The sequence below is a fragment of the Pseudomonas linyingensis genome (assembly GCF_900109175.1).
GTDB classification, from domain to species: domain Bacteria; phylum Pseudomonadota; class Gammaproteobacteria; order Pseudomonadales; family Pseudomonadaceae; genus Geopseudomonas; species Geopseudomonas linyingensis.
The window spans coordinates 92,288-105,284 of record NZ_FNZE01000011.1; the positions used below are offsets into that span (position 1 = coordinate 92,288).

Sequence of the window (12,997 nt, forward strand, 5' to 3'; positions counted from 1 at the left end):
CATGGCGCTATTGCCTTGCGGCGGGATCAACGATTGACCGGCGAGACGAAGGTGGTCCGGGCGCTGACGCGCACCTGTTCATCGTCCAGGTCCATCACCGCGAAGAGCAGCGGCTCGGAGCTGCTGGCCGCGCGCTCGGCGGTCAGCGCCACGCTCACCGCCACGTCGAGGATTTCCCCAGGGGCCAGTTGCAGCTCCTGCTCGCCCTGCAGTACGAAGGGGCCGGGCTCGACCAGACTGATGGCGTAGCGGTGCGGCTGCTGGGTCTTGTTGATCACCTTGAGGCGGTAGATGTTCTCGATCTGCCCCTCGCTGTTCTCGCGGAACAGGCCGCGGTCCTTGGCCACGTCCAGTTGCACCATCGGCCGCACGCTCAGCGCCCAGCCGAAGGCGCCGAACATCAGCAGCAGCGCGGCGGCGTAGCCGACCAGGCGCGGGCGCAGCCAGCGGGTCTTGCCGCCGGCCAGCTCGCGCTCGGAACTGTAGCGCACCAGGCCGCGCTCATAGCCCATCTTGTCCATGATGCTGTCGCAGGCGTCGATGCAGGCGCCGCAGCCGATGCATTCCAGCTGCAGGCCGTCGCGGATGTCGATGCCGGTCGGGCAGACCTGCACGCACAGGGTGCAGTCGATGCAGTCGCCGAGGCCGGCGGCCTGGTGGTCAACTTCCTTCCGGCGCGGACCACGGCTTTCGCCGCGGGCGCTGTCGTAGGAAACGATCAGGGTGTCGGCGTCGAACATCACGCTCTGGAAGCGCGAGTAGGGACACATGTCGCGGCACACCTTCTCGCGCAGCCAGCCGGCGTTGCCGTAGGTGGCGGCGGTGAAGAAGAACACCCAGAAGGCGCTGGTCGAATCCAGTTGCAGGGTGAACAGGTCGTGCACCAGGGCGCGGATCGGCGTGAAGTAGCCGACGAAGGCCAGCGCGGTGACCAGGCTCACCGCCAGCCACAGGCCGTGCTTGGCGCTGCGGCGCGCAAGTTTCTCGGCCGACCAGGACGCGGCATCCAGCTTGATGCGCTGCTGGCGGTCGCCCTCGGTGACCTTCTCCACCCACATGAACACCCAGGTCCACACGCTTTGCGGGCAGGCATAGCCGCACCACACGCGGCCGGCGGCCACGGTGATGGCAAACAGGCCGAAGGCGCAGATGATCAGCAGTGCCGATAGGAGGATGAAGTCCTGCGGCCAGAAGGTGGCGCCGAAGATGTAGAACTGATGCTCGGCCAGGTCCCAGAGCACCGCCTGGCGGTCACCCCAGTTCAGCCAGGCGGTGCCGAAGAACAGCAGGAACAGCGCTCCGGCGCCGCCCAGGCGCAGGTTGCGGAACAGCCCGGTGAAACTGCGGGTGTGAATGGCGCCGCCGGCTTGCGCGGGTGTCAGGCGCGGCGGCCGTGGCTCGACCGTCTCGACGATCTGCGCGGGGATGCGTTCGCTCATGGTGAGGCTCCATCAGGCCTACAAAAGATGGGGCCAATGATCGGCGCATGACTGCAAAGGAAACAGACTCAGATCCGCGTGGAAAAAGCGGATCAGATGGGACGGGCATACGACAGGACTTGCTGGCTGACGGTGGGACAGGCCGCGTATATGCCCAGCCTCGATCCCAGCGACGAGGTCGAGCTCACCAGTGCCTGTATTGCCTGTTCAGGCGGCCAGAGCGGCATCGGGACTGGCGCCCGGCGCGGCAGAACGGCATGGCACGGCGCCGGCCATCGCCATCGATCGCGGTCGGCCCCCGAACTCAGGCGCCGAACTTGATGGTGGTCGTGGCGAACAGCCCGATCAGGAACCAGCCGATGGCCGAGGTAGTTCCGAGGGCCATGCCGCCCAGCCAGATGCCCAGGGCGATCTCGTAGGCCAGTCGCCGTTCGCGGCGCGGCGCGGCTGCAGTTGCCGCACGGGGTGGATAGTCGTCGTAGTCGTCTTCGTCTCGGATTGCACGCATTGCTGGTTTTCCGCAGGGGGTTTCGATTCCGGGCGCGGACGGTAGTCAATTTTCGCTCCGTCTGCAATCACCGCCGGACGCACGCAAAGGAGGTCACCCTTAATCCTTGACGCGCAGATTTTTCACCGAATGCGCGCGCTGTTCATCCAGCGAGTTGTAGTAGGTGTTCTGCGTGGTGCTCAGGCTGTTGTGGCGCAGGTCGGCCTGCAGATCCTTCATGTCGCGATGCGGTGCATCGAAAGTCGCCGAGGTGTGGCGCAGCCAGTGCAGCGAGGCGGAGCGCAGGTGATCGACCTCGTCGTTACTCCAGCCTTCCTCGACCATCCGCGCCAGGGAGCGGTCGAAGACCGCCTGCAGCAGCAGGCGCAGGTGGCGGTCGGACAGTCCGGCGCGGCCCGTGAGGGTGGAGAGGAGGGGATGCGTCTCCTGGGGCGAGGGCAGGGCAGGCAGTCCCAGATGACGCCGGTAGCGGATCAGGTAGGTCTGGATGTAGTCGTCGCGCACGCTGATCTTGGCGGCCTTGTTGCCCTTGCCGACCACATGGAACCACCAGTTGCCGGTGGTATCGCGGCGAAAATCGCCCATGGTCGGCTCCCAGTTGTCGCGCCCGACCAGGTCGGAGACCCGCAGGTACATGGCGAACAATGTGGCCAGGATGAACAAGGTGCGTTCGTGCAGTTCGGGCTCTTCGTCGGCCATCTGCTCGGCGGTCTCGATCACGTAACTCCACTGCAGCTGGGTGAGCGAGCGGCCGGAGACGTCCAGGGTGTTGCGCTGCTTGTAGATCGACTTTTGTTTGACTGCCCGAAACGGATTGACCTCGGTGAGGCCTTCATCGGTGGCGTGCTGGAAGAAGCTGCCACACACGGCGAACACCTGAGCCACCGAGCCCTGGGACATCTTGTAGGGGCGCTCACTGATCTCATGTGAGGCCGGATCAGCCAGCGCCCGGTTGCGTTTGGGCACGGTCATGCTGAACGGACGCCAGGTTTCGTTCACCACATAGCTGTCGGACTCGAGTTTCTTGCGGCCACCGATCCGCACAAAGCGCGATTTGACCATCGGGCCGACCCAGTCCTTCGGAGGCCGCAGACAGAACTCCATGAAGGCTTCGGCATCGCGGCGGCGCAGATCGAGCAGCGGCTTGCGGGCGACCAGCAAGGCCCACAGCAGCAGACGCTCGACATGGGTGCGGTAGGAATTGAAGGTGGGCTCGTTGCCGGCGTAGGACTTCAGAAACCCGCGGACCGCCATGTAGCCCTCGATGGCCTGGAGTTCTGCCGGGAAACTGGCGAGGTAGTCGCGTACGGTCGGCAGTTCTTCGCTGAGCTGCAGGAAGTTCAGCCCCAGGAAGCGACTGTAGGTCTCGAACAGAGGAAACGGGGCTGTAGACATGCTGAACTTTCTGACGTTGAGTGTACGAAGCGGGAACGGCAGTGCAACGTGATGGCGGTACTGCCGGGTGGGCGAATGCAGTATATGCAATATCCGGGTCTGGCCGTTATCGGATATTGCATTGATGTGTTGGCATAGGTGTGCTCCTCCGTCGTCAAACCCAGCCTTCTACCTGGTTTCGCATAATGAAGATTATGTTAAATAATGGATCCGACCAAGCTATCCGATTGACCTGCTGCCATCTCTCTTGCGAATGCTTGAATTTGAAACTATTCAGACCTGATCTCCTGCATTTATTGAGGGCTGGCAGCTAAAATTGAAACTCGCGCGTTTTTTTGTCTGCAAATTTGTAACTCTGCAGGCATCTTGCAATGAACGCAATGTGGTACTCCACTCCGGCACTGGAAGGCAATTTGAGATTCCGGGTGCGACGACCAAAGTTTGCCCGCCCCCAGACTGAAAACTGACCCACTTTGGGCCTAATTCAACGAAGTCGAGCTTGAGGGCCTGACACAGTTCGGCGATGCGCTGGTGTTGCAGGTTCATGCGCAGGCCTCCCGGATCGACTCATACACCGACACGCGATTGGCCCTGACGCGTTTCCACGCCATCACCATGTTCGCCCCAGGCTTCCGGTTGCATGCCGCGCCGTTCGTGCTTCATCGCGCAACGCTTCAGGCTCGGCTTCCCGCGATACACCCCGGCTCGCCGGGCTTCTGATGCACTGCACGTCCGAGCGACACGGCCTTCGGCCCTCCTACTCGTTCGGTCCTTCGCCCCGTATCGGCGGCTACTACGGCCTCTGCTGACTTCTCGCTCCGGTTCGGCACAGGCACAAGGCGAGTAAGAACGCACTCCTTCGCTGCACAACCGTCGGATCTACGCCACTTCGACTTGATCACAAGAGCTTCGCGGAGGCTTGCCCGCTCGCCCTGCTCGGCAGCGCCTTCTATCCGGTTTTTGTTCAGTCGCATCTTATTTTCTGTATATATATGCAGTGTTTCCCGCCACTGGGAACCTCGGAATCAACACCGATTGTGTCCCAGGAAGTGGTGTAACTGAGAGCCGCCAGAAACGCCGCCAGGCGTGAGAGAGGACGGCCACCGTGGTTTCCGGCTAGGTTGAGTTTGCCAACCTAACCATCACCGGAGAAACCACGATGACCAAGCACACTATCGCACTGGACGAGCTCGCCGAGAAAGGCCCGGATGCCGACCTGCTCAGGCAAATGATCCAGTTCGTCGCCCAGCGCCTGATGGATCTCGATGTCGAGACGCGCTGCGGCGCCGGCTACGGCATCAAGAGCGAGGAGCGCAGCAACAGCCGCAACGGCTACCGGGATCGCCTGTGGCAGACCCGTGCCGGCGACGTCGAACTGCGCATTCCCAAGCTGCGCCAGGGCAGCTATTTCCCGCCTTTCCTGGAGCCCCGGCGTACGGCCGAGAAGGCTTTGGCCGCGGTGATCCAGGAGGCCTACGTGCAAGGCGTCTCGACCCGATCGGTCGACGAACTGGTGCAGGCCATGGGCATGAGCGGCATCTCCAAGAGTCAGGTTGTAGTGGTCAAGCCATCCCGGACAGTGGGTTAAGTTTTTTCTCGGCCACGGCGGGTGGCAGTCCGGCATTGGCCTGGTGCGGTCTGAGCCAGTTGTACCGATGCATCAGGTAATGGCTGATATCCCGCTGCGCCTCTCCGGCTGTCATGTAACCTGTCGGCGGTATCCATTCTGTTTTCAGACTACGAAACAATCGCTCCATCGGGGCGTTATCCCAGCAGTTGCCGCGTCGACTCATGCTCTGCCGCATCCGGTAACGCCACAGCCGCTGCCGGAACAAGCGGCTGGAATATTGACTGCCCTGATCTGAATGGAACATCACCTGCTGTGGCCTTCCGCGCTGCTCGTAGGCCATATCGAGCGCACGGACGACCTGCTCTGCATCCGGCTTGCAGGAGAGCGCCCATCCAATGACTCGGCGAACATGCAGATCCAGAACCACTGCCAGGTAATGCCAGCGGCCTTGCGCCCAGATATAGGTAATGTCACCACACCACACTTGGTTCGGGCGCCCGACATCGAACTCGCGCTTCAGCAGGTTCGGGAATGGAGTCTGCAACGCCGCTACATGCAGCTTGAGGGACTGCAATCGCTCAGTGACAATCAACCTGCTCGGCTATCCGCTGTGATCAGCTGAGCTCCCGCAGACTCGACTGCCAGAGCCACGGCAGTTACACCACGTCCCGGGACACGATCTCAACACCCCTGCAGTTCATCGATGGAGACGGCTGGCGACCTGCCCTCGTCCAGCAAAGCACTGCCTGCATTTCTCCCGGTGACGCTGGAGTCACCCGTTCAAGCTGTGGCTTCGCCTTCCAGCGGATCAGAAATCCGCATTAATCGTATCTGGCTCGCCACCGGGGGGGAGCTCATGGACATCAGCCTTGGAGCGGGAACGGCTTACGCCCAGAAATGGTGCAACAGCCTCATCCGTCTTAACCAATTACTTGGCTGTCAGATGAAGAGCGGCGAAGAAACACGGAACATAGCAGTGCACAGGTTCGCTAAAGAAGGGCAATCCGGGCCTCGTTCTGATGACGTCCGCTGCCCTCAAGTATGCAATCTTGGCATGGAAATCAGTAAAAACTGGTATTGGACTGTAGATCTATGGCCGCCCTAGGCTCTGCCCAAAGACGGTTTCCCCTCCATTGAGCGGAGCTGGCACGAGCGCGATTGATGCCGAGAAAGAGACGTCCTTGTAGTTCGTTCGATTCTCAATATCCAAGGTTGCAATGTCATGACGATTGAAGCGGGTACTAAGCTGGCCGAAGGGAAAATCCTCGAGTGCGTGGCAGCGCTGCGCGACGATGCGGTGCAGATGCTGGGCGAACTGGTCGAGCAGCCTTCACTGCTGGGCGAGGAAGCCTCGGCTCAGGTCTACATGGAAGGCGTGTTCCGCGACCGTCTCGGCCTGCGCGTGGAGCGATTCGACATCGACGAGGACAAGATCCGCAACCACCCCGGCTATTCACCCTCCCTCGTGTCCTATGACGGCCGCCCCAACGTGGTTGGCGTGCACCAGCCGCAGGGGGAGCGCAGGGGAAAATCGCTGATCCTCAATGGCCATATCGACGTGGTGCCGGTTGGCACCGAAAAGCTATGGACCCGCCCGCCGTTCGAGGCCTGGGTAGAAGGCGACCGCCTGTATGGCCGCGGCTCGTCGGACATGAAAGCCGGCATCGTCGCCTATTCGATTGCCTTCCAGGCGCTGAAGCAGGCCGGCTATGAGCCAGCCGCGCCGGTGTTCCTGCAGTCGGTGGTCGAGGAGGAGTGCACCGGCAACGGCGCCCTGGCCTGCCTGGTGGAAGGCTACACCGCCGATGCGGCGATCATTCCAGAGCCGGTCGGCGGGGTGATGACCTGCCAGCTGGGCGTGATGTGGCTGGGCATCACCGTTATGGGCGTGCCCGCTCATGCGGCTATGGCCCAGGACGGCACCGATGCCATCGGTTTTGCCCTCTACCTGTTCCATGCGCTGAAGAAGCTGGAAGCCCGGTGGAATCAGCCCGAGGCGCGTCACGCCTGCTACAGCCAGCAGCGCCATCCGGTGAACTTCAACCTCGGCAAGATCCAGGGCGGCGACTGGACCTCCTCTGTGGCCTCGGAATGCCGCATCGACGTGCGCATCGGCTTCTACCCGGGACGCACCCGCGAGGAGATCAAGACCGAGGTCGAGGCGGTGCTCAAGGAGGCCTTCGAGCAGAGTCCGCACGCGGCATCCTCCCAGTACGAAGTCACCTACCAGGGCTTCCAGGCCGAAGGCTGCGTTGTCGACATGAACGACCCGGTGATCCGCGACCTGGAGCAGGCCCACCTCGATGTGGTCGGTAGCGAGGCAGCGCGCCTGGTCTTTACCGGCACCACTGATGCGCGCTTCTTCAACCTGTACGGCGGCATCCCGGCAACCTGTTACGGCCCGGTTGGTGGCTCCATCCACGGCATCGACGAGTGGGTTTCCATCCAGAGCATGATGGAGGTGGCCGCGGTTCTGGCCATATTTATGGCGCGCTGGTGCGGACTTAACAAGTTGCCCGAATGTAGTGGCAATTGAGAGTATCGGTTCAGGTGTAATCCTGAGCTTCTAATCAAATCGTCGGGATATCGAGTGGACAGGCAACCCAAGCATGTCTGCTGCGGATCTCTGCGCACAATAAAAACAATAGGCAATATTAATTTTCTGCCTGTTCATGATTTTTAATAAAACTAACAAGGTGGTTTTATGAATAGGGTAAATGTCGTCGGTGGCGCGTGTCTGGCGTGTGCCGTTATGTCCACTCTGCCGGCGTACGCCGAGACTGCCGCGAGCAAGCAGGCACAAGCCGGAGGTTTTTTCGAGGAAGACAGCCTGACCTTCAGTACCCGCAATTGGTATGCGCGGGAAGCGGCGAAGAACAGCAGCGCGTTCGCCATCCGCAAGGATTGGGGCGTCGAGCGCACTCACGACCGCAACACCTGGGTGCAGGGCTCGATCCTCAAGTACAGCTCCGGCTATACCCAAGGACCGGTGGGCTTCGGTCTGGATGTCGCGGCCTTCAACGCCCTCGCCCTGGAGAGCGGCAAGGGCGCGGTAGCCGGGGGGCGCAACCGCACCCTGACCGAAGACGACGGCGATGTGGTGGCCAATTGGAGCAAGGTGGGCATCGCCGACATCAGGATGCGCGTTTCCAATACCGAGCTGAAGGCCGGGCGTTTCAACGTCCGCAATCCGGTGATGAGCTTCTCAGATACCCGTGCCCTGCCGGCGACCTACGAAGGCTTCGCCCTGACCAGCGAGGAGTTCCGCAACCTGTATATCCAGGTCGGGTCCTTCGACCGTGCCAGCCCGCGGGTGGGTGCGGGCAGCGAGAAGCTCAGAACCCAGTACACCTTGGCCGATATCACCAGCGACCGGGTGTCCTTCGCCGGCTTCGACTACAAACCCTGGGCCGGCGGCCAGTATTCAGCCTGGTACTCGAACCTTGAGGACATCTGGGACCGCTACTACCTGGGCGCTTCTCAGGAGTTCGGCGACGGTCCGCTGCGCCATCGCCTCGCCGCCAACTACTACTTCACCGAGGACTCGGGCAGCGTCAAGGGCGGCCCTATTGACAATCACGCCTACAGCCTGGCCTTCACCTCCATGTATCAGGGGCACTCGGTCACCCTGGCCTGGCAGCAGATCGACGGCGACGAGTACTTCGACTACGTGCGCGACTCCAACGCCATCAACCTGGCCAACGCGCTGGTCTCCGAATACAACGGGCCGAACGAGAAGTCGTTGCGCCTGACCTACGGGTACGACTGGACCACCCAGGGCGTGCCGGGACTGACTACCACGGTGTGGTACGCCAAGGGCTGGGATATCGACGGCACGCATTACCGCGGCGGTGCCGGCGGCCTCTACGAGTTCGGCCTGGGCCAGAAGGACCTCGACCATCACGAAGTGGCCGGCATGCTCAGCTATGCCGTGCAGTCCGGGCCGATCAAGGGCGCCAACTTCACCGCCGGATACGTCCAGCACCGCGCCAGCCAGAACCAGGGCGACGGCAGCTTCAACGAGCTGCGCATCGTCTCCAATTTCCCCTTCAAGCTGTTCTGACCCCGCGCGAGGCTGACTGATGAAATTCAATTCGCTGTTGCTGTCGATCATGCTGGCTTTCGGCGCGGTGTCCGCCGCACCGGCCTCCAGCGACTGGGTCAAGTCCGCTGCCGATGCAGTTGAACGGGAGGTCATCGACCTGCGCCATCACATTCACCAGCATCCGGAACTGGGCAACCAGGAAGTGAAGACCGCCGCACTGGTGGCCGAACACCTGCGCGAGCTGGGTATCCAAGTGCGCACCGGGGTGGCCAAGACCGGAGTGATCGGCGTCCTTGAAGGCGGCCGTCCAGGGCCGACCATAGCGCTGCGCGCCGACATGGATGCGCTGCCGGTCGAGGAACAGACCGGCCTGCCGTTCGCCAGCAAGGCGCGCGGCACTCACCTGGGCAAGGAGGTGCCGGTGATGCATGCCTGTGGCCATGACGCCCATACCGCCATGCTGCTCGGCACCGCCAAGGTGCTCGCGGCGAACAAGGACAGAATCGCCGGCACCGTGGTGTTCCTGTTCCAGCCGGCCGAGGAAGGCGCGGCGGACATCGACTTCTTCGACCAGACGCAGATCTACGGAGCCCGCCATATGATCAAGGACGGCGCGCTGGACCAGCCCAAGGTCGAGGCCATCTTCGGCATCCATGTGATGGCTCAGATGCCCTCCGGGGAGATTCGCTACAAGCCGGGGGCCGCCCTCAACAGCGCCGACGGCTTCCGCGTGACCGTGACCGGCAAACAGACCCACGGCTCGATGCCCTGGACTGGTGCCGATCCAATCGTCGCCAGCGCGCAGATCGTCAACGGCCTGCAGACCCTGGTCAGCCGCCGGGTCGACCTGCGCGAAGGCATGGGCGTGGTCAGCGTCGGCACCATTCAGGGGGGTAGTGCCGGCAACATCATCCCGGAAACCGTGAGCATGACCGGCACCATCCGCAGCAACAGCCCGGGCATCCGCGACAGCATCCACAGCCACCTGCCGCCGCTGGTCGAGGGTATCGCCGAGGCCAATGCCACCAAGGCCAAGGTGGAGCTGGCCAACTACGCACCGGTGACGATGAACGACCCGGTGCTCACTGCGGCCATGCTGCCGGCGCTGGAAAAGGCCGCTGACGGCAAGGTCGGGCAGCTAAGTTCACCCAGCGCCGGCAGCGAGGACTTCTCCTATTACGCGCAAAAGGTGCCTGGCCTGTTCGTGTTCCTCGGTGCCACACCCGCCGGCGTGGAGATGAGCAAGGCGGCCAACAACCACAGTCCGTTCTTCGCGGTGGATGACGCCACTCTCAAGACCGGCGTGCGGGCGCATGTCGAGTTCGTCCTGCGCTATCCGCAGGTGACAGAGCAACTGGCGGCTGCGCGCAACAAATCCTGAGCGGCTTTGCCTCCTGGCGGAGGCGGGAAATCACCTTATCGGCAGCGGTCTTCCAGCGGCGTAAGGCCCTGCCTGAATCACAGATGTGCAGAGGTTATCTATGGAACAGTCCACAGGTCTGAGCCGGCGTACGCTCTTGGCGTGGATCGGCAAGACAGCGGGTGCGGCGGCCATGTACCAGGCCATGACCGCCCTCAGTTTTGCTGGCGAATCCAGCTACAAGGGCCATTTCGAACTGAGTGCTGCCCCTGCCGGCGCCAGCGTGCTGGTGCTTGGCGCCGGCCTGGCCGGCATGACTGCGGCCTACGAGCTGCGCAAGGCCGGCTACAAGGTCAAGGTGCTGGAGTACAACGCCAAGGCCGGCGGACGCTGCTGGACTCTGCGCGGCGGCGACCGCTACACCGAGCTGGGCGGCGCCAGCCAGGACTGCCGGTTCGACCAGGGCCTGTACTTCAACCCCGGCCCGTGGCGGATTCCCTACCACCACCATGCCATCCTCGATTACTGCGGCAAGTTCGGGGTCAGGCTCGAGCCGTTCATCCAGGTCAACCACAACGCCTTGCTGCACTCCAGCCGGGCATTCAACGGCCAGCCGAAGCGCTACCGCGAAGTACAGGCTGATTATCAGGGGCACATCGCCGAGCTGCTGAGCAAGTCGGTCAAGCAGGGCGCACTGGATCAGCCGGTTAGCGCCGAGGATCGCGAAAAGCTGCTGGAAAGCCTGCGTGTCTGGGCCGGTCTGGATGACAGCAACAACTACATCAAGTCCATAGGCAGCAGCATGCGCCGGGGCTTCGCGGTCGATGCCGGCGGCGGCTTGATGCCGGAGGCAGCCACTTCCGACCTCCTCGACCGCCAGGCGCTGCTGCAGTCAGGCCTGTGGCTGTATCTCATGGTCGGCCAGTTGCATGAGTTCCAGACCAGCATCTTCCAGCCGGTCGGCGGCATGGACATGATTGCCCAGGCGTTTGCCAAGCAGATCGATGGCCTGGTTCGCTACAACGCCAAGGTCACCCGCATCCAGCAAAACGACAGCGGTGTCACCGTCACCTATGAGGACACCACCGGCAGCGGCGGCACCAGGCAGGAAAAGGCCGACTGGTGCGTCTGTACCCTGCCACTGTCGATTCTCAGCCAGCTGCAGGTCGATGTTGGCGCTCCGATGCAAAACGCCATCCGTGCGGTGCCCTATGGCGCCTCGGCGAAAATCGGCCTGCAGTTCAAGCGGCGCTTCTGGGAGCAGGACGAGCGGATCTACGGTGGCATCAGCTACACCGATGCACCGATTGGCCAGATCGGCTATCCCAACTGCGACTACGGCAGCTCTGGCAAGGGCGTGCTGCTCGGCGGCTATGTCTGGCAAGGCAAAGATGCCTTTGAATTCACCGCCATGTCCCCCGAGATGCGCGTGAAGAAGGCGCTCGAGCAGGGCAGTCAACTACACCCGCAGTATCGCGAGGAGTTCGACAACGGCATTGCCGTGGGTTGGCACCGGGTACCGTGGACCCATGGCTGCTATGGCGTCTGGAGCGACGAAGCGCGCAAGGCTCATTACCACAACCTGTGTCAGATCGACGGTCGCCTGATCCTGGCTGGCGAGCATGTGTCGCATCTCCCGGCCTGGCAGGAAGGCGCCATTCTCTCTGCCCAAGATGCCATCAGCCGCCTGCATCGCCATGCTGTGGCCAGACAGACCGCCGCCTAAGCGCAAGGAAATCACGATGAACACACCTCGATTGATAGTCACGCTGGCGCTCGGCGGCCTGCTCACTGCGCAGGCCCAGGCCGACAGCGCGGTGGCGGTATCGACTGCCGGGCAGCAGGCGCAACGCGACGGCGAAACGCTGTACCACACGATCTGTCAGGCCTGTCACATGGACCAAGGCCAGGGGGCCAAGGGGGCCGCCGCCTACCCTGCGTTGGCCAACAACCCGCGCTTGGCCGCCGCGGCCTATCCGATCTACATGGTCGCCAATGGCCAGTCGGGCATGCCTGCCTTCAAGTCCAGCCTCAGCGATGAAGAGATCGCTGCGGTGGTCGGCTACATCCGTAGCCATTTCGGAAACCAGTACGCCGAACCGGTCACGCTGCAGGACGTCAATAACGTCACCCGGCGCTGACCTTCACCAACCAAGGAACTCCAAACGATGAACAAGCTCATGCAGAACGTCCTGACCGGCGCCGTCCTGACCGGCGCCCTGCTGGCCACCCAGGCCAACGCCGCGGATGCAGTAATCCGCCACAAGATCCCCAACTCCAGCTTCCCCATCGCCCTGGCTGTCGAAGTGCCGGCCTCGGCGACCGTGGTCAACCTCAGCGGTAGCGTACCAGTGGCGATCGACGCCAAGGCTCCGGCCGACAGCCTGGCCGCCTACGGTGACACCGAGGCGCAGACCGTCAGCGTTTTCAAGACCATCGACAAGACCCTGCAGAGTCTCGGTCTGAACATGGGGGACGTGGTCAAGATGCAGGTATTCCTGGTCGGCGATCCGACCAAGGGCGGCAAGATGGACTTCGCCGGCTTCATGAAGGGCTACGGCCAGTTCTTCGGCACCGAGGCCCAGCCTAACCTGCCGGCGCGCTCGGTGATGCAGGTCGCCGGCCTGGTCAATCCGGCCTGGCTGGTAGAGATCGAGGTGACCGCCGTCCGTCCCTGAGG

General features: G+C 62.7%; 10 protein-coding genes and 2 pseudogenes. 7 read left to right on the forward strand and 5 right to left on the reverse strand.

Translation table 11 applies throughout. The features are described 5' to 3' along the window. Positions 1-26: 26 nt before the first annotated feature. The 4 genes from ccoG to BMZ19_RS22210 form a co-directional block, all read right to left on the reverse strand. Positions 27-1,439, reverse strand: a complete 1,413-nt coding sequence (gene ccoG / locus BMZ19_RS14535; RefSeq protein WP_090312077.1) for a cytochrome c oxidase accessory protein CcoG — start codon at positions 1,437-1,439, stop codon at positions 27-29. Positions 1,440-1,743: 304 nt separating this feature from the next. After that, complete coding sequence (locus BMZ19_RS14540; RefSeq protein WP_090312079.1) at positions 1,744-1,947, reverse strand: hypothetical protein; 204 nt, start codon at positions 1,945-1,947, stop codon at positions 1,744-1,746. Positions 1,948-2,046: 99 nt separating this feature from the next. Further along, positions 2,047-3,342 (reverse strand): tyrosine-type recombinase/integrase, encoded by a 1,296-nt coding sequence (locus tag BMZ19_RS14545; protein ID WP_170847778.1) that lies wholly within the window; start codon positions 3,340-3,342, stop codon positions 2,047-2,049. 273 nt (positions 3,343-3,615) lie between these two features. Continuing rightward, positions 3,616-3,888, reverse strand: a complete 273-nt coding sequence (locus tag BMZ19_RS22210) for a hypothetical protein (RefSeq protein ID WP_139214690.1) — start codon at positions 3,886-3,888, stop codon at positions 3,616-3,618. Between the two features lie 613 nt (positions 3,889-4,501). Between BMZ19_RS22210 and BMZ19_RS14555 the strand changes: the two are divergent. Next, positions 4,502-4,897 (forward strand): annotated as a pseudogene (locus BMZ19_RS14555) (transposase); the annotation flags it as partial. A gap of 7 nt (positions 4,898-4,904) precedes the next feature. Here BMZ19_RS14555 and BMZ19_RS14560 read toward each other — a convergent pair. Then, positions 4,905-5,465: pseudogene (locus tag BMZ19_RS14560) on the reverse strand (IS3 family transposase); the annotation flags it as partial. Between the two features lie 669 nt (positions 5,466-6,134). On the opposite strand from BMZ19_RS14560, the gene BMZ19_RS14565 reads away from it, so the two are divergent. The 6 genes from BMZ19_RS14565 to BMZ19_RS14590 all read left to right on the forward strand — a co-directional run bounded on the left by BMZ19_RS14565 (position 6,135) and on the right by BMZ19_RS14590 (position 12,995). After that, positions 6,135-7,448 (forward strand): M20 family metallopeptidase, encoded by a 1,314-nt coding sequence (locus BMZ19_RS14565; RefSeq protein ID WP_090312081.1) that lies wholly within the window; start codon positions 6,135-6,137, stop codon positions 7,446-7,448. 216 nt (positions 7,449-7,664) lie between these two features. Further along, on the forward strand, positions 7,665-8,975 hold the full coding sequence (locus BMZ19_RS14570; protein ID WP_244517241.1) for an OprD family outer membrane porin: 1,311 nt from the start codon (positions 7,665-7,667) through the stop codon (positions 8,973-8,975). A 19-nt stretch (positions 8,976-8,994) separates the two neighbouring features. After that, positions 8,995-10,338, forward strand: a complete 1,344-nt coding sequence (locus BMZ19_RS14575; RefSeq protein WP_090312083.1) for an amidohydrolase — start codon at positions 8,995-8,997, stop codon at positions 10,336-10,338. A 100-nt stretch (positions 10,339-10,438) separates the two neighbouring features. Further along, positions 10,439-12,043, forward strand: a complete 1,605-nt coding sequence (locus BMZ19_RS14580; RefSeq protein WP_244517243.1) for a flavin monoamine oxidase family protein — start codon at positions 10,439-10,441, stop codon at positions 12,041-12,043. Positions 12,044-12,059: 16 nt separating this feature from the next. Beyond that, on the forward strand, positions 12,060-12,458 hold the full coding sequence (locus BMZ19_RS14585; protein WP_090312087.1) for a c-type cytochrome: 399 nt from the start codon (positions 12,060-12,062) through the stop codon (positions 12,456-12,458). 27 nt (positions 12,459-12,485) lie between these two features. Further along, the gene (locus tag BMZ19_RS14590; protein ID WP_090312088.1) at positions 12,486-12,995 is read left to right on the forward strand and encodes a RidA family protein; all 510 of its coding nucleotides are present in this window, start codon (positions 12,486-12,488) and stop codon (positions 12,993-12,995) included. Positions 12,996-12,997 lie beyond the last annotated feature (2 nt).